The sequence below is a fragment of the Enterovirga sp. genome, from assembly GCF_035325185.1.
In the GTDB taxonomy this organism is placed as follows: Bacteria; Pseudomonadota; Alphaproteobacteria; order Rhizobiales; family Beijerinckiaceae; genus Enterovirga.
In genome coordinates, this window is sequence record NZ_DAOLAJ010000058.1 from 9,958 (window position 1) to 23,881 (window position 13,924).

Here is a 13,924-nt window from a genome sequence, read left to right on the forward strand (position 1 = left end):
GGGGGGCCCGGGGGGGTTTCTCGGTTGGTGGGGAGAGGGGGGGGGGTTAACGCCCGCCCCCCCCGTCCTTCCCGCGGACCCGGCGGCGCCCCCGCCTCGGCGGGACACCTGCCACCTCGATGCGCATCTTCCTGGATTTCGAGAAACCCGTCGCCGAACTGGAGGCGAAGGTCGAGGAACTGCGCGCGCTCGGCGAGAGCGGGGAGGCGGTCGCCATCGGCGACGAGATCGCCAAGCTCGAGGCGAAGGCCGCCTCCGCCCTCCGCGACCTCTACGGCAATCTCACGCCCTGGCAGAAGACCCTCGTCGCGCGCCATCCCGAGCGGCCGCGCTTCCTCGCCTATGCCGAGGGCCTCCTCACCGAATGGACCCCGCTCGCAGGGGACCGCAAGTTCGGAGAGGACGAGGCGATCCTCGCGGGCTTCGCGCGGTTCCGCGGCGAGGCCGTCTGCGTGATCGGCCAGGAGAGGGGCACGAATACCGAGACGCGGCTGCGGCACAATTTCGGCATGGCCCGGCCGGAGGGCTACCGCAAGGCGGTGCGGCTGATGGAGCTGGCCGGACGATTCGGCCTGCCGGTCATTTCCTTCGTCGACACGGCCGGCGCCTATCCCGGCATCGACGCGGAGGAGCGCGGGCAGGCCGAGGCGATCGCGCGCTCGACCGAAGCCTGCCTCGCCCTCGGCTCGCCGAACGTCTCGCTGATCATCGGCGAGGGCGGCTCGGGCGGGGCCATCGCCATCGCCACCGCCAACAAGGTGCTGATGCTGGAGCATTCGATCTACAGCGTCATCTCTCCGGAAGGGGCGGCCTCGATCCTCTGGCACGATTCGGCCCGCGCCCAGGACGCGGCGACGGCCATGAAGATCACCGCCCAGGACCTCCTGCGCTTCGGGATCATCGACGAGATCGTGCCGGAGCCGCCCGGCGGCGCCCATCGCGACCCGGCCGAGACGCTGAGGCGCGCGGGCAACGCCATCGAGGCGGCCTTGCGCGAGCTGGCCGGGCGCGGCCCCGAGAACCTGCGCCTGCACCGGGCGGAGAAATTCGAGGCCATCGGCCGGACCATCGGGTGACGCCCGGGCCCGACAGGCCGCCCCGCGATTTCCTTCAGGAATGGCGCGAGGGGGATGGCGCGGCGAGAGCCATGGCCGTCTTCAAGCGCCTCGCTCCCGCCATCCTGTTCGTGGTCTTCATGTATTTCTTCACGGCCTTCGCCGGGCGCTGAGCCCGTTCGGACATCCCGCCCCTCGCCGCTTGCCCCCATCCGATCTTTCGATGACGGTGTCGGCAACGAATCAGGGACGGATTGATGCGCATTTCGGCGATCGGGCTCATGGTCGGACTGGGACTCGCGGCGCACGCCTGGGCGCAGGGGCAGCCCGCCGCCGAGCCGCAGCAGCAGGGCGCGTTCACGCCCGCCGACGTCCAGGCGCTGCTCGAAGCGGCCCGCGAGACCGCGAAGGCGACACGCGAATCGGTCGATTACGTGCGCGTGACGCCCGACCTGCTGAGCCAGATCCTCGCCAAGCTCGACAAGCTGGAGGACAAGCTCGACAAGGTCGAGAACGCCATCAAGGCGCAGAAAGGCCGCCGCTGAGACGCTGCGGGCCTATCGCCCGGGAAAGACGCGCTCCAGCACGCCGCGATAGATGGCGGCGAGGCGGCGCAGATCCTCGATGGCCACTCGCTCGTCCACCGCATGCATGGTCTGGCCGACGAGGCCGAACTCGACCACCGGGCAATAGGACTTGATGAAGCGCGCATCCGAGGTGCCGCCCGTCGTCGACAAGGCGGGGCGCCGGCCGCATTCGGCCTCGACGGCATCGGCGAGGAGATCGACAAAGGTCGAGGGCTCGGTGAGGAAGGCCACCGAATTGGTGGGATCGAAGGCGATCTCGTAGGGCGTGCCCGCGGCGGCGCGGTCGAGTCGGGCGCGGATCGCGGCGGCGAGGCTCGCGGGCGTCCACAGGTCGTTGAAGCGGATGTTGAACACCGCCCGCACTTCGCCTGGCACGACGTTCGTCGCCCCGTTGCCTGTATCGACCGTGGTCCATTCGAGATTCGAGGCGTCGAAATGCTGGGTGCCCTCGTCCAGCGGCTCGTCGGACAGGGCGGAGATCATCCGCGCGAGGACCGGGATCGGGTTGCGCGCGAGATGCGGATAGGCGACGTGCCCCTGCCTGCCGCGGACGAGGAGCCGGCCCGTGAGCGAGCCGCGGCGGCCGATCTTCGCCATTTCGCCGAGGATCCCGGGATTGGTCGGCTCGCCGAGCACGCAGAAATCGTAGCGCTCGCCGCGCGCGGCGGCCCAGTCCAGCAGCTTGACGGTGCCGTTCACGGCCGGCCCCTCCTCGTCGCCGGTGAGGAGGAAGACGATCGAGCCGCCGAAATCGCGGCCGCGCGCGGCGACGAAGTCCCGCGCCGCCGCGAGCATGGCGGCGACGCCGCCCTTCATGTCGACCGCCCCGCGGCCGTAGAGCCAGCCCTCCTCGATCTCGGCGCCGAACGGATCGTGGCGCCAGCCGGCCTCGTCCCCGGGCGGGACGACGTCGGTATGGCCGGCGAAGACGAGGCAGGGGCCCCCCGCGCCGATCCGGGCGTGGAGGTTGCGGATATCCGCAGTGCCGGGAGCCGAGAAGACGGGCTGCGCGACGGTGAAGCCCGCCTCGGCAAGGGCATCGCCCGCGACGGCGAGGGCGCCGTCGTCCTCCGGGGTTACCGAGCGGCGGCGGATGAGGGCTTGTGCCAGCGTGACGACGTCGCCATCCATGCTATGGGTTCCGACAGGCCGGGGGCGCCGACCTTCCAAAGACAGAGAAAACCCGATGCTGAAGACAAGCTCAATCGCCGCGGCCCTTCTGGCCGCCGGCTCCTCCGGCGCGCTCGCCCAGCAAATGGACTCGTCCACGCGGATGTCCTGCACGCAGGCGCGCGCCTATGTCCAGTCGCACGGAGGGGTCGTGCTCGGCACGGGCGGCATGACCTATGACCGCTTCGTCTCGACCGCCCAGTTCTGCGAGCCGACGCAGCGGCTCAAGACCGCCTTCGCCCCGACCACGGACAATCCGCAATGCATGATCGGCTTCACCTGCATCGAGCCCTTCACCGCGGCGCCGGACGCCACCCGGTAAGGCATCCGGCGGCTCCCCGGCCCGGCCGGGGAGCCGCGAGGCTCAGTCGCGCAGCAATTCGTTGATGCTGGTCTTCGAGCGCGTCTGGGCATCGACGCGCTTGACGATCACCGCGCAATAGAGCGAGGGGCCCGGGGAGCCGTCGGGCAGGTTCCGCCCCGGCATCGACCCCGACACGACGACCGAATAGGGCGGCACCCGGCCGAGGAAGACCTCGCCGCTCGCCCGGTCCACGATCTTGGTCGAGGCGCCGAGATAGACGCCCATCGAGAGCACCGAGCCCTCGCCCACGATCACCCCCTCGGCGACCTCCGAGCGGGCGCCGATGAAGCAATTGTCCTCGATCACCACGGGATTCGCCTGGAGCGGCTCGAGCACGCCGCCGATGCCGGCGCCGCCGGAAATGTGGCAGTTCCTGCCGATCTGCGCGCAGGAGCCGACCGTCGCCCAGGTGTCGATCATCGAGCCCTCGTCGACATAGGCGCCGAGATTGACGAAGGAGGGCATCAGCACGACGCCCGGCGCGATGAAGGCGCCGCGGCGCACGATGCAGTTCGGCACCGCCCGGAAGCCCGCCGCCTTGAAGCGGTTCTCGCCCCAGCCCTCGAACTTGGAGGGCACCTTGTCCCACCAGGGCGCGCCGCCGGGGCCGCCCTGGATCGGCGCCATGTCGTTCAGGCGGAAGGAGAGCAGGACCGCCTTCTTGAGCCATTGATGGACCGTCCAGCCCTCGCCGGCCTTCTCCGCGACGCGCGCCTTGCCCGAATCGAGCCGCTCGATCGCCGCCTCCACGGCCTCGCGCACCGCGCCGCGCGTTCCGGCATTGACATTGGCCCGGTCCTCCCAGGCGGCATCGATCGTTCGGGCGAGGTCGCTCATCGCGTCTTGGTGTTCCAGCGGCAGGAGCCGCCCGCTTAGCAACCGGCGCAGGACCTGTCACCGCCCGCGGCGGCTTGGCGGAGGGCGGCAGTTGTTGCAGATTTCCGCCAAAGATCGAGGGAGAGGACCAGATGGCGGGCAAGGCGGCGGTGATCGGGCTCGGCTCGATGGGGTTCGGCATGGCGACGTCGCTGCTGCGGGCCGGCTTCGCCGTGGCGGGCTGCGACGTCGATGCGGGAAGCGTCTCGCGCTTCGCGCAGGCGGGCGGGCGCGCCGCCGCCTCCCCGGCCGACGCCGCGCGCGACGCGTCCGTCGTGGTGAGCGTCGTCGTCAATGCCGCGCAGACCGAGACGGTGCTCTTCGGCGAGGCCGGCGCGGCGGAAACGATGGCGGAGGGCGCCGTCTTCGTCTCCTCGGCCACCATGGACCCGGAGATCGCGCGGCGGCTCGCCGCGCGCCTCGAAGCGAGCGGGCGCCATTATCTCGATGCGCCGATCAGCGGCGGCGCCCAGCGGGCCGCGGAGGGCGCGCTGACGATGCTCGCCTCCGGCAGCGAGGCCGCCTTCGCCACCGCCCGCCCCGCGCTCCAGGCGATGACGGCCAAGCTCTACGAGCTGGGTCCCGAGCCGGGCCAGGGGGCGGCCTTCAAGATGATCAACCAGCTCCTCGCCGGGGTCCATATCGCCGCCGCCTGCGAGGCCATCGCCTTCGCCGCGCGCCAGGGGCTCGACATCGCCAAGGTCTACGAGGTGATCACGGCCTCGGCCGGCAATTCCTGGATGTTCGAGAACCGCATCCCGCATGTGCTCGATGCCGACTACACCCCCCGCAGCGCGGTCGAGATCTTCGTCAAGGACCTCGGCATCATCCAGGACATGGCGCGCGGCCAGCGCTTCCCGGTGCCGCTGAGCGCGGCGGCCTTGCAGATGTTCCTCGCCACCTCGGCCTGCGGCATGGGCCGCGACGACGACGCCTCGGTGGCGCGCCTCTATGCGCAGATCGGCGGCGCGAAGCTGCCGGGCTGACGCGCCTCAGCCCTCCGGGTAATCCACCCCGACCAGCGTCAGCCCCTCGGGCGGTGCGAGGGGGCCGCAGGCGGCGCGGTCGCGCGCATCGAGGGCGGCGCGCACCTGCGCCACGCTCCAGCGCCCCGCCCCGGCCTGGGCGAGCGTGCCGACCAGGGAGCGGACCTGGCTGTGCAGGAAGGAGCGGGCGGAGGCGGCGATGCGGATCTCGTCTCCCGCGCGGCTCACGTCGAGACGCTCCAGCGTCCGCACGGGACTGTTCGCCTGGCATTGCGAGGCGCGGAAGGTCGTGAAGTCGTGGCGTCCGAGGAGCATCCCGGCCGCCTCCCCCATCACGGCCGCATCGAGCCGCCGGGGCACGTGCCAGACCCGGAATCGGTCGAGGGCGGGCGGCGCGCGCCGGTCGAGGATGCGGTAGAGATAATGGCGCCGGATCGCCGAGACGCGGGCGTGGAACGTCTCCGCCACCTCCTCGGCCGAGAGCACCGCGACCGGGTCCGGCCGCAGATGCGCATTGGCGGCGTCCCGCAGCGTATCCGTCCGCCATGCCCGCGCGGCGTCGAAATGGACGACCTGATGGGTCGCATGCACCCCCGTATCGGTGCGCCCGGCGCAATGGACGCGCACCGCCTCGCCGAGGAAGCGGGCGAGCGCGGTCTCCAGGGCTTCCTGGACGGAGCGCCCGTTCTGCTGGTGCTGCCAGCCCGAGAAGGGCGTGCCGTCATATTCGACGACGAGCCGGTAGCGCGGCATCAGCGACGCCCCTCCCACCGCAAGCGGGGGGAGGGAGGGCGCGGACGGCACCGCATCAAACCCTGGCCCCGCGCCAGAACTCGGCCGCCGCCACGGGCGCCTTTCCTGCGCGCTGGAGCAGGAGCGGGCGATAGGCGCCCTCCCCGCAGGCGATCAGCCCGTCGCCGATCAGCGAGCCCGGCCTCCCCGCCCCTGCGGCCGGCTCGCCGCGCAGGATCTTCACGCGTTCCGGCCCGCGCCCGAGATCCAGCTCGGCATAGGCGCCGGGAAAGGGCGACAACCCGCGCACCAGATCGTGGACGCGCCGCGCCGGCAGCGACCAGTCGATCCGCGCCTCCTCGTTCGCGATCTTGCGGGCGTAGGTGACGCCCTCCTCCCTCTGCGGGACGAAGGCAAGCGTGCCGGCCTCGAGCCGCGCCAAGGCCTCGGCCATGAGCCGGGCGCCCTCGGCCGCGAGAATGTCGTGCAACTCTCCCGTCGTCGCGTCGGGGCCGATCGGCACACGCGCCTCGAGCCCGACCGGCCCCGTATCGAGCCCCTCCTCCATCCGCATCACCGCGACGCCCGTCTCGCGATCCCCCGCCATCACGGCGCGGTGAATGGGCGCCGCGCCGCGCCAGCGCGGCAGCAGCGAGGCATGGACGTTGAGGCAGCCGAGCCGGGGCGCTTCGAGGATCGGCTTCGGGAGCAGAAGCCCGTAGGCGACGACGACGGCAACGTCGGCGCCGAGCGCGGCGAAGGTCTCGCGATCCTCAGGGAGGCGGAAATTCGCCGGGCTCAGCACCCGGACGCCCCGCGCCTCGGCCGCCTTCTGGACGGGCGAGGGCCGGGGCTTCATCCCGCGCCCGGCGGCGGCGGGCGCCCGCGTATAGGCGGCGGCGATCTCGTGGCCGGCCCCGGCCACCGCCTCGAAGACGGGCACGGCGAAGCCGGGCGTCCCCATGAAGACGACCCGAAGGGTCATGCGCCCTCGCGCCTCGCCGCCTTCTCGAATTTCCTGAGCACCCGCGAGCGCTTGAGGCGCGACAGGTAGTCGATGAACATCGTGCCGTTGAGATGGTCGATCTCGTGCTGGAGGCAGGTGGCGAGCATGCCGTCGGCCTCGCCCTCGACCACCTCGCCCGCGAGAGTGCGATAGCGGTAGCGCACGCGGTCGGGCCGCTCGACCTCCTCGTAATATTCGGGAATCGAGAGGCAGCCCTCCTCGTGGACGCGCCTCTCCTCGGACGACCAGGTGATCTCGGGATCGACCAGCACGATCGGCCGGCGCTCCTCGTCCTTCTTGGCGAGGTCGATCACGACCAGCCGGAGGGGCTCGCCGATCTGGATCGCGGCGAGCCCGATGCCGGGGGCGGCGTACATCGTCTCGAGCATGTCGTCCGACAGCCGGCGGATATCGTCGGTGACGGCGCCGACCGGCTTCGAGACAAGCCGCAGACGCGGATCGGGCAGGGTCAGGATATCGCGCAGGGCCATGGCCGCGAGATAGGATGCCGGCCAGGAGGGGTCAACGAGGGAAGGCCGCATCCGTCATCCCGGCCGGAGCGCAGCGGAGAGCCGGGATGACAGGGGAGACGTCTAGCCCAGATAGCCGGCCAGCGCCCTGGGATCGACATTGCCACCCGAGACGATGATGCCGACGCGCCGCCCGGCCACCGGCACGGCCCCCGTGAAGGCAGCGGCCGCGGCGAGGCATCCGGTCGGCTCGACGACGATCTTCATGCGCTCGACGAAGAAGCGCATCGTCTCCACCAGCGCCGCGTCGGGGACCGTGACGACCTCCGCGACGAGCTTCCGCATGAGCGCGAAGGTGATCGGCCCCGGCGCGGCCGTCAGCGCCCCGTCCGCGATCGATTTCGGCACTGGGATCGAGACGATGCGCCCGGCCGCGAGCGATTGCTGGACATCGTTGCCGGCCTCCGGCTCGACGCCGACGACGCGGCAGCCCGGCGAAAGGGCATGGGCCGCGAGCGCGCAGCCCGAGGTGAGCCCCCCGCCGCCGAGGCAGACGAGGAGAAGGTCGAGCGGGCCCACCTCCTCGATCAGTTCCTTGGCCGCCGTCCCCTGCCCGGCGATCACGTCTGGGTGGTTGAAGGGCGGAATCACGGCGAGGCCCTGCTGCTCCGCCAGCCGACGCCCGATCGCCTCGCGATCCTCCTTGTAGCGGTCGTAGAGTACGACCTCCCCGCCATAGCCTTTCGTCGCCGCGAGCTTCAGGGCCGGGGCGTCCGTGGGCATGACGATGACCGTCCGCACGCCTTCGAGCGCGCCGGCGCAGGCGATGGCCTGGGCGTGGTTCCCCGAGGAGAAGGCGACCACGCCGCGCGAGCGCTGCGCCGGATCGAGGGCGCGGATCGCATTCAGCGCGCCGCGGAACTTGAAGGCGCCGACGCGCTGCAAATTCTCGCATTTGAAGAACAGCTCGGCCCCGGTGCGCGCATTCGCCGTGCGCGAGGTGAGGACGGGCGTCCGGTGCGCGATGCCCTCGATGCGGCGCGCGGCCGCCTCGACATCCGCATAGGCGGGCAGGGAGACCTGCGCCTGGTCCATGCTCGTCCCCTCTCAGCCGTGCGTGAACCGGGCGGGCCGCTTCTCGACGAACGCCTTCATGCCTTCCTTCTGGTCGGCGAGGGCGAAGAGCGAGTGGAAGACGCGGCGCTCGAAGCGCACGCCCTCGGCGAGGCTGATCTCGTCGGCGCGATCGACGGCCTCCTTGACGATCATCGCGACGGGCCGCGACATGGAGGCGATGACGGCGGCGGTCCTGAGCGCCTCCTCGAGGAGATCGGCCGCCGGCACGATGCGCGCGACGAGCCCCGCGCGCTCGGCCTCCTCGGCGCCCATCATCCGGCCGGTGAGGCACAGTTCCATGGCCTTTGCCTTGCCGACCGCCCGCGTCAGGCGCTGCGTGCCGCCCATGCCGGGAATGACGCCGAGCTTGATCTCGGGCTGGCCGAATTTCGCGCTGTCGGCCGCGAGGATGATGTCGCACATCATGGCCAGCTCGCAGCCCCCGCCCAGCGCGAAGCCGGCCACGGCGGCGATGACCGGCAGCCGGTGGCGCGCGATGCGGTCGCCCACCTCGAACAGATCCTCCTCGTAGATCGCCGGATAGGTCTTCCCGGACATCTCGACGATGTCCGCTCCCGCCGCGAAGGCCTTCTCGCTTCCGGTCAGGACGACGCAGCCGACGCCTTCGTCCCGGTCGAAGCCCGCGAGCGCCTGCTCGACCTCCCGCAGCAAGGGTTGGTTCAGCGCGTTCAGCGCTTTCGGCCGGTTGAGCGTGACGAGTCCGACCCGGCCACGGGTCTCCACAAGGATATGTTCATAGCTCACGGGCTTTCCTCCGGCGGTGCGGAGGGAGCTAGCGCGACCGCGAGCGGGGCCGCAAGCCGGCGCCGTTGTGCGACGCACAAAAGCTTTGACCGAAGGCTGCCTATGGGTTAGACAGCGAAGCTTGAAGCAAGAACCGTGCCGGAGCTTTGTGAGCGATGGGATTGCAGCAGCGGCTAGAAATGCGCCAGGGCCAGTCCCTGGTCATGACGCCACAATTGCTGCAGGCGATCAAGCTGCTGCAGCTCTCCCATCTCGACCTCGCGACCTATGTCGAGGCCGAGCTGGAGCGCAATCCGCTCCTCGAAAGCGCGCCGGACCCAGCCGAGGGGCCCCTCGCCCTGGAGGAATCCCCGCCGCGCGACAGCCTCGATCCCGGCCGGGGCGAGATCGACGGCGCCCCTGACGAGCGGGTCGAGGACGTCTTCCAGGACGGCGGCCCCGACCGCGCGGCGGCGCCCGAGGAGCGGGCGGCCGGCGAGGCGCTCGCCGTCTCGGCGCCGGCCCGGCAATCGGGCGGGAGCTTCGACGGGGAGGAATTCGATCCGACGGCCAACCTCACCGAGGAGCCGACGCTTCACGAGCATCTCGGGCGCCAGCTCGACCTCGCCACCTGCGATGAGATCGACCGCTTCATCGGACGCCACGTCATCGATTCGGTCGACGAGGCCGGCTATCTCGCCGAATCCGTCGAGGCGATCGCGGAGCGGGTCGGGACCGACACGGCCCGCGTCGAGCGCCTGCTGGCGCTGGTCCAGACCTTCTCGCCGGCGGGCATCGCCGCCCGCAGCCTCGCCGAATGCCTCGCGCTCCAGCTCCGGGAGCGCGACCGGCTCGACCCCGCCATGGAGGCGCTGCTCTCGCGCCTCGACCTCGTCGCGCGGCGCGATATCGGCGCCCTCAGGCGCCTCTGCCACCTCGACGAGGAGGACATCCAGGACATGCTGGCGGAGATCCGAAGCCTCGATCCGAAGCCCGGACGCGGCTTCGGGGGCGGCCCGGTCCAGGTGCTCGTGCCCGACGTCTTCGTGCGCCCGGCGCCGGACGGAAGCTGGCTCGTCGAGCTGAACCCGGACACGCTGCCGCGCGTCCTCGTCAACCAAGCCTATCATGCGCGGGTCTCGCGTCATGCCCGCACGGACGGCGAGAAGAGCTTCATCAGCGAGTGCCTTCAAAACGCGAACTGGCTGACGCGCTCGCTGGAGCAGCGCTCCAAGACCATCCTCAAGGTCGCGACCGAGATCGTGCGCCAGCAGGACGGGTTCTTCGCCTTCGGCGTCTCGCATCTGCGCCCGCTGAACCTCAAGACGGTGGCGGATGCGATCGGCATGCACGAATCGACCGTCTCGCGCGTGACCTCCAACAAGGCGATCGGCACCGCCCGCGGCACCTTCGAGATGAAGTATTTCTTCACCGCCTCGATCCCCGCGGCCTCGGGCGGAGAGGCGCATTCCTCGGAGGCCGTCCGCCACCGCATCAAGCAGCTCGTGGACGGCGAGGGCGCCGAGGACGTGCTCTCGGACGACGCGCTGGTAAGAAAACTGAAGGACGAGGGAATCGACATCGCACGGCGCACCGTGGCGAAATACCGCGAGTCGCTGCGCATTCCCTCCTCGGTCGACCGCCGCCGCGACAAGAAGCTCGCCTCGGCCCGCTGACCTCACCGCCCACCCTCCCCCCGCCTGCGGCGGGAGGGAAAGCCGGGCGCGAGACACGAAAATGCCGGAGCGAACCGAATCGCCCCGGCATCTGCCGTGAAGAACAGGTGAAGCCTTACTTGCCGAGGCGCTGCTGGCTGCGCATGTCCTCGCCGATCATGTTGGAGACATCCCCCATATTGCTGCCGAGGACCACCGTCGACTTGAGGCCGTCATCGGCGGAGGCCTGAGTGCCCTGGAGCGCATTGGCCACGCCCCCGGAGGTGCCCGAAGCGGCATCCATCAGGGCGTTGCCCGGCAGGCTCAGATTGGTGCCGCTGCCGATCTTGGCCTGGACGGAGGGAATGTCGACGCCGGTGCCCGATCCCGCCGGGGCGCCCGTGAGCGAGGACGCGGCCTGGGCCAGGGGATTCGTCGCCTTGGTCTCGCTGAGCCTGGCGCTCGCCTGCATGCCGTCCATGGACATCACCTGCGAGGCGACGCTGTTGGACATGGCCGCCGCATCGGCGCCCCCCGCAGAGGCCGCGCCCGCACCCGCCACGAGAGCGAAACCAACAAGAAACGAAACTGAAATCTTGCTCATATCAAGCAATCCTCTTGAGTAGGCTCGAATATACAACTCAATACGGCGTTTCGATGGCGCACCATCCGATCTTTTCCGCCTCTCGTCGCTCAATGCACGGGAGGCACTTGCGGTTTCGTGCGGTTCCTTGTCTAGCTATGGCGGCAAAACGGCGCGGATGCCGTTATGACGGGGTGTCGAGATGAAGTCACGGGTCTTTGCCACTGTCGCGGGTATCGTCCTCGCCCTCAGCTTCGCGGGCAGCGCCGAGGCGCAAATCCGGCTCGACCGGCCAGCCGGAGGCGAGGGCGGAGCGGGAGGCGGCGGCGCCCAACCGGCGCAGGGCGCCATCGCCAAGATCACGCCCGAGATCGCCGGGCGGATTCTGCAATCGGTCGGGTTCAAGGGCGGCGAGCTGCTGCGCTTCAACAACAACCAGATGCAGGGCCTGAAGATGGACCTGAACGGCAATCCGGTCGCCGTGGTCCTCACGAACTGCGAAGCCGATGGCTGCGGCAGCTACTTCTTCCTGATGGATTTCGGCCGCCAGCAGATCAACGCCGACTTCATCAATAAATTCAACAGCAACACTCGCTTCTCCAAGCTTTACATCGCCAATAACGGCAATGCCATCCTTCAGCTCGACGGCCAGCTCTACGGCGGCGTGGCGCCGGCCAACTTCGCGCTCAACGGGGCGCTTTTCGTCAACGCCTTCAAGAGCCTGATGTCGAACTGAGCGGGCGGGCATGGCCACGCGGCAGCAGCCGGCCTTCCGGGTCGGCGTCACCGGGCACAGGCCCGACAGGCTGCCCGTGGAACATCTCGGGACGCTGCGGACCCGCCTCGGCGACGTGCTCGCCGGGCTGGACGCCGCCCTGGGACCGGAGGGCGGATCCGGGGCGGCGCGCGGATGCAGCCTCGTCAGCGCCCTCGCCGAGGGGACGGACCGGCTCGCGGTCGATGCCGCGCCGCGCGGCTGGGGGCTCGAGGCCCTGCTGCCCATGCCGCTCGCCCTCTACCGGGCGGATTTCCTGGCGCCCGGCGAAAGGCGCAGCGCCTCGGCGGACGCCTTCGACGCCTATCTCGCCCGGGCGCGATCGGTGACCGAGCTGCCCCTCCTCGCGCCGGAATTGCGGGACGAGCAGCGTCCCGCCCAGTACGAGGCGCTCGGCCGCGCCCTGGTGCGGCAAATCGACTGCCTCGTCGCCGTCTGGGACGGGCAGCCGCCGCACGGCCCCGGCGGCACGGCCTTCGTGGTGGCGCTGGCGGTCGCGCGCGGGCTCCCGGTCGTCTGGATCGACCTCGCCGGGGCGGCCCGGGAAATCCGGCGCTTCGAGGAGGGCGATCCCGCCCGCCCCGATCTCGGCCCCGCCGATGCCGCGGCGCTGGAGGCGATCGCGCGCCGCGCGCGGCGGCCCCGCCCCGAAGCGTAGCGCGGATTCTGCGCCGCATGGCGGCGAAGAGCGGCATGGCAGCGCATGGACAGGCGCGCGCCGAGGGGTCAAAACCGCCGTAACGTCCGGCCGGTCGGCGATCCTTCGTCCGCCCGGCACGGCGGGGGCGAGCGGGTGATGGATTACGAAGCGTTCTTCGCAAAAGAGATCGAGGGTCTGCGCCGCGAGGGGCGCTATCGCGTCTTCGCGAATCTGGAGCGCCGGGCCGGGGCCTTCCCGGAGGCCCTGCACCGGGGCGAGGCCGGAGCCGGGCCGGTCACCGTCTGGTGCTCGAACGATTATCTCGGCATGGGCCAGCATCCCGCGGTCCTCGCCGCCATGCACGAGGCGCTCGACCGCTGCGGCGCCGGGGCGGGCGGCACCCGCAACATCTCCGGCACCAACCACACCCATGTCCTCCTCGAGCGGGAACTGGCCGATCTCCACGGCAAGGAGGCGGCGCTTCTCTTCAATTCCGGCTACATGTCGAACTGGGCGACGCTCTCCACCCTCGCGAGCCGCCTGCCGGGTTGCGTGGTGCTCTCCGATTCCCACAACCACGCCTCGATGATCGAAGGCATCCGCCACAGCCGCGCCGAGACCCGGATCTTCGCCCATAACGACGTGCGGGACCTGGAGCGCCACCTGCGCGAGATCGGCCCCGCCCGGCCCAAGGTCGTCGCCTTCGAATCGGTCTATTCGATGGACGGCGACATCGCGCCCATCGAAGCCCTCTGCGACGCCGCCGACCGGCACGGGGCGCTGACCTATCTCGACGAGGTCCATGCGGTCGGCCTCTACGGCCCGCGCGGGGGCGGCATCGCGGAAGCCCGCGGGCTGTCGCACCGGCTCGGCATCATCGAGGGCACCCTGGCCAAGGGGTTCGGCGTGGTCGGGGGCTATATCGCCGCCTCCGCGTCCCTGTGCGACTTCGTGCGCAGCTACGCCTCGGGCTTCATCTTCACGACCTCGATCCCGCCCGCGGTCGCGGCCGGCGCCCTCGCCCCCATCCACCCCCTCAAAGCGAGCGGCGAGGAGCGCCCGCGGACCTCGACGGCGTAGGGCGTCGGCGCCTGGTGCGATCCGAGCGCCCCCGCCGGCTCGATCACCAGGTAGTCGGGATGGCCGAGCTCGCGGGCATCGTCCT

16 protein-coding genes and 1 pseudogene are annotated in these 13,924 nt (G+C 70.8%); 9 read left to right on the forward strand and 8 right to left on the reverse strand.

Annotated features, from left to right (window positions below; genetic code table 11):
* The first annotated feature begins 119 nt into the window (after positions 1-119).
* The 3 genes from PKD06_RS12355 (at position 120) to PKD06_RS12365 (ending at position 1,600) form a co-directional block, all read left to right on the forward strand.
* Positions 120-1,076, forward strand: coding sequence for an acetyl-CoA carboxylase carboxyltransferase subunit alpha (locus PKD06_RS12355; RefSeq protein WP_324380488.1), 957 nt, complete (start codon positions 120-122; stop codon positions 1,074-1,076).
* Positions 1,073-1,228 (forward strand): hypothetical protein, encoded by a 156-nt coding sequence (locus tag PKD06_RS12360; protein WP_324380489.1) that lies wholly within the window; start codon positions 1,073-1,075, stop codon positions 1,226-1,228. The genes PKD06_RS12355 and PKD06_RS12360 overlap by 4 nt, the downstream gene beginning before the upstream one ends.
* A gap of 84 nt (positions 1,229-1,312) precedes the next feature.
* Positions 1,313-1,600 carry a hypothetical protein gene (locus tag PKD06_RS12365; RefSeq protein WP_324380490.1) on the forward strand — a complete coding sequence of 96 codons (288 nt, stop codon included), beginning with the start codon at positions 1,313-1,315 and terminating at the stop codon, positions 1,598-1,600.
* 12 nt (positions 1,601-1,612) lie between these two features.
* Here the strand turns inward: PKD06_RS12365 and dapE are convergent, their stop codons facing one another.
* Positions 1,613-2,773: a succinyl-diaminopimelate desuccinylase gene (gene dapE / locus PKD06_RS12370; RefSeq protein ID WP_324380491.1), complete on the reverse strand. Its 1,161-nt coding sequence runs from the start codon at positions 2,771-2,773 to the stop codon at positions 1,613-1,615.
* A gap of 55 nt (positions 2,774-2,828) precedes the next feature.
* On the opposite strand from dapE, the gene PKD06_RS12375 reads away from it, so the two are divergent.
* The gene (locus tag PKD06_RS12375; protein WP_324380492.1) at positions 2,829-3,134 is read left to right on the forward strand and encodes a hypothetical protein; all 306 of its coding nucleotides are present in this window, start codon (positions 2,829-2,831) and stop codon (positions 3,132-3,134) included.
* A 42-nt stretch (positions 3,135-3,176) separates the two neighbouring features.
* Here the strand turns inward: PKD06_RS12375 and dapD are convergent, their stop codons facing one another.
* Positions 3,177-4,013 (reverse strand): 2,3,4,5-tetrahydropyridine-2,6-dicarboxylate N-succinyltransferase, encoded by an 837-nt coding sequence (gene dapD / locus PKD06_RS12380; RefSeq protein ID WP_324380493.1) that lies wholly within the window; start codon positions 4,011-4,013, stop codon positions 3,177-3,179.
* Positions 4,014-4,144: 131 nt separating this feature from the next.
* Between dapD and ltnD the strand changes: the two genes are divergently transcribed.
* Complete coding sequence (ltnD, locus tag PKD06_RS12385; RefSeq protein ID WP_324380494.1) at positions 4,145-5,038, forward strand: L-threonate dehydrogenase; 894 nt, start codon at positions 4,145-4,147, stop codon at positions 5,036-5,038.
* A gap of 6 nt (positions 5,039-5,044) precedes the next feature.
* Here ltnD and truA read toward each other — a convergent pair whose 3' ends face one another.
* The 5 genes from truA to PKD06_RS12410 all read right to left on the reverse strand — a co-directional run bounded on the left by truA (position 5,045) and on the right by PKD06_RS12410 (position 9,127).
* The gene (truA, locus tag PKD06_RS12390) at positions 5,045-5,791 is read right to left on the reverse strand and encodes a tRNA pseudouridine(38-40) synthase TruA (protein WP_324380495.1); all 747 of its coding nucleotides are present in this window, start codon (positions 5,789-5,791) and stop codon (positions 5,045-5,047) included.
* 55 nt (positions 5,792-5,846) lie between these two features.
* Positions 5,847-6,755, reverse strand: a complete 909-nt coding sequence (gene fmt / locus PKD06_RS12395; protein WP_324380496.1) for a methionyl-tRNA formyltransferase — start codon at positions 6,753-6,755, stop codon at positions 5,847-5,849.
* Positions 6,752-7,267 (reverse strand): peptide deformylase, encoded by a 516-nt coding sequence (gene def, locus PKD06_RS12400; RefSeq protein WP_324380504.1) that lies wholly within the window; start codon positions 7,265-7,267, stop codon positions 6,752-6,754. The genes fmt and def overlap by 4 nt, the downstream gene beginning before the upstream one ends.
* A 102-nt stretch (positions 7,268-7,369) precedes the next feature.
* Positions 7,370-8,341, reverse strand: a complete 972-nt coding sequence (locus tag PKD06_RS12405) for a threo-3-hydroxy-L-aspartate ammonia-lyase (protein WP_324380497.1) — start codon at positions 8,339-8,341, stop codon at positions 7,370-7,372.
* A gap of 12 nt (positions 8,342-8,353) precedes the next feature.
* Complete coding sequence (locus PKD06_RS12410; RefSeq protein ID WP_324380498.1) at positions 8,354-9,127, reverse strand: enoyl-CoA hydratase; 774 nt, start codon at positions 9,125-9,127, stop codon at positions 8,354-8,356.
* A gap of 155 nt (positions 9,128-9,282) precedes the next feature.
* Here PKD06_RS12410 and rpoN point away from each other — a divergent pair, with 155 nt between their 5' ends.
* On the forward strand, positions 9,283-10,782 hold the full coding sequence (gene rpoN, locus PKD06_RS12415) for an RNA polymerase factor sigma-54 (RefSeq protein WP_324380499.1): 1,500 nt from the start codon (positions 9,283-9,285) through the stop codon (positions 10,780-10,782).
* A 115-nt stretch (positions 10,783-10,897) separates the two neighbouring features.
* Here the strand turns inward: rpoN and PKD06_RS12420 are convergent, their stop codons facing one another.
* Entirely contained in the window at positions 10,898-11,365 is a 468-nt protein-coding gene (locus tag PKD06_RS12420) for a hypothetical protein (protein ID WP_324380500.1), read from the reverse strand.
* A 181-nt stretch (positions 11,366-11,546) separates the two neighbouring features.
* Between PKD06_RS12420 and PKD06_RS12425 the strand changes: the two genes are divergently transcribed.
* The 3 genes and pseudogenes from PKD06_RS12425 to hemA all read left to right on the forward strand — a co-directional run.
* Positions 11,547-12,080 carry a YbjN domain-containing protein gene (locus PKD06_RS12425; RefSeq protein ID WP_324380501.1) on the forward strand — a complete coding sequence of 178 codons (534 nt, stop codon included), beginning with the start codon at positions 11,547-11,549 and terminating at the stop codon, positions 12,078-12,080.
* Positions 12,081-12,090: 10 nt separating this feature from the next.
* Entirely contained in the window at positions 12,091-12,777 is a 687-nt protein-coding gene (locus PKD06_RS12430) for a hypothetical protein (protein WP_324380502.1), read from the forward strand.
* Positions 12,778-12,915: 138 nt separating this feature from the next.
* Positions 12,916-13,824 (forward strand): annotated as a pseudogene (gene hemA, locus PKD06_RS12435) (5-aminolevulinate synthase); the annotation flags it as partial.
* Positions 13,825-13,924 lie beyond the last annotated feature (100 nt).

Excerpts from the sequence above, each read along its gene's own strand:
- PKD06_RS12425 (WP_324380501.1), top strand. The coding sequence starts at position 11,547 with ATGAAGTCACGGGTCTTTGCCACTGTCGCGGGTATCGTCCTCGCCCTC.
- dapE (WP_324380491.1), bottom strand. The coding sequence starts at position 2,773 with ATGGATGGCGACGTCGTCACGCTGGCACAAGCCCTCATCCGCCGCCGC.
- PKD06_RS12430 (WP_324380502.1), top strand. The coding sequence starts at position 12,091 with ATGGCCACGCGGCAGCAGCCGGCCTTCCGGGTCGGCGTCACCGGGCAC.
- ltnD (WP_324380494.1), top strand. The coding sequence starts at position 4,145 with ATGGCGGGCAAGGCGGCGGTGATCGGGCTCGGCTCGATGGGGTTCGGC.
- PKD06_RS12355 (WP_324380488.1), top strand. The coding sequence starts at position 120 with ATGCGCATCTTCCTGGATTTCGAGAAACCCGTCGCCGAACTGGAGGCG.
- PKD06_RS12375 (WP_324380492.1), top strand. The coding sequence starts at position 2,829 with ATGCTGAAGACAAGCTCAATCGCCGCGGCCCTTCTGGCCGCCGGCTCC.
- rpoN (WP_324380499.1), top strand. The coding sequence starts at position 9,283 with ATGGGATTGCAGCAGCGGCTAGAAATGCGCCAGGGCCAGTCCCTGGTC.
- dapD (WP_324380493.1), bottom strand. The coding sequence starts at position 4,013 with ATGAGCGACCTCGCCCGAACGATCGATGCCGCCTGGGAGGACCGGGCC.
- fmt (WP_324380496.1), bottom strand. The coding sequence starts at position 6,755 with ATGACCCTTCGGGTCGTCTTCATGGGGACGCCCGGCTTCGCCGTGCCC.
- PKD06_RS12420 (WP_324380500.1), bottom strand. The coding sequence starts at position 11,365 with ATGAGCAAGATTTCAGTTTCGTTTCTTGTTGGTTTCGCTCTCGTGGCG.
- def (WP_324380504.1), bottom strand. The coding sequence starts at position 7,267 with ATGGCCCTGCGCGATATCCTGACCCTGCCCGATCCGCGTCTGCGGCTT.
- truA (WP_324380495.1), bottom strand. The coding sequence starts at position 5,791 with ATGCCGCGCTACCGGCTCGTCGTCGAATATGACGGCACGCCCTTCTCG.
- PKD06_RS12365 (WP_324380490.1), top strand. The coding sequence starts at position 1,313 with ATGCGCATTTCGGCGATCGGGCTCATGGTCGGACTGGGACTCGCGGCG.
- PKD06_RS12405 (WP_324380497.1), bottom strand. The coding sequence starts at position 8,341 with ATGGACCAGGCGCAGGTCTCCCTGCCCGCCTATGCGGATGTCGAGGCG.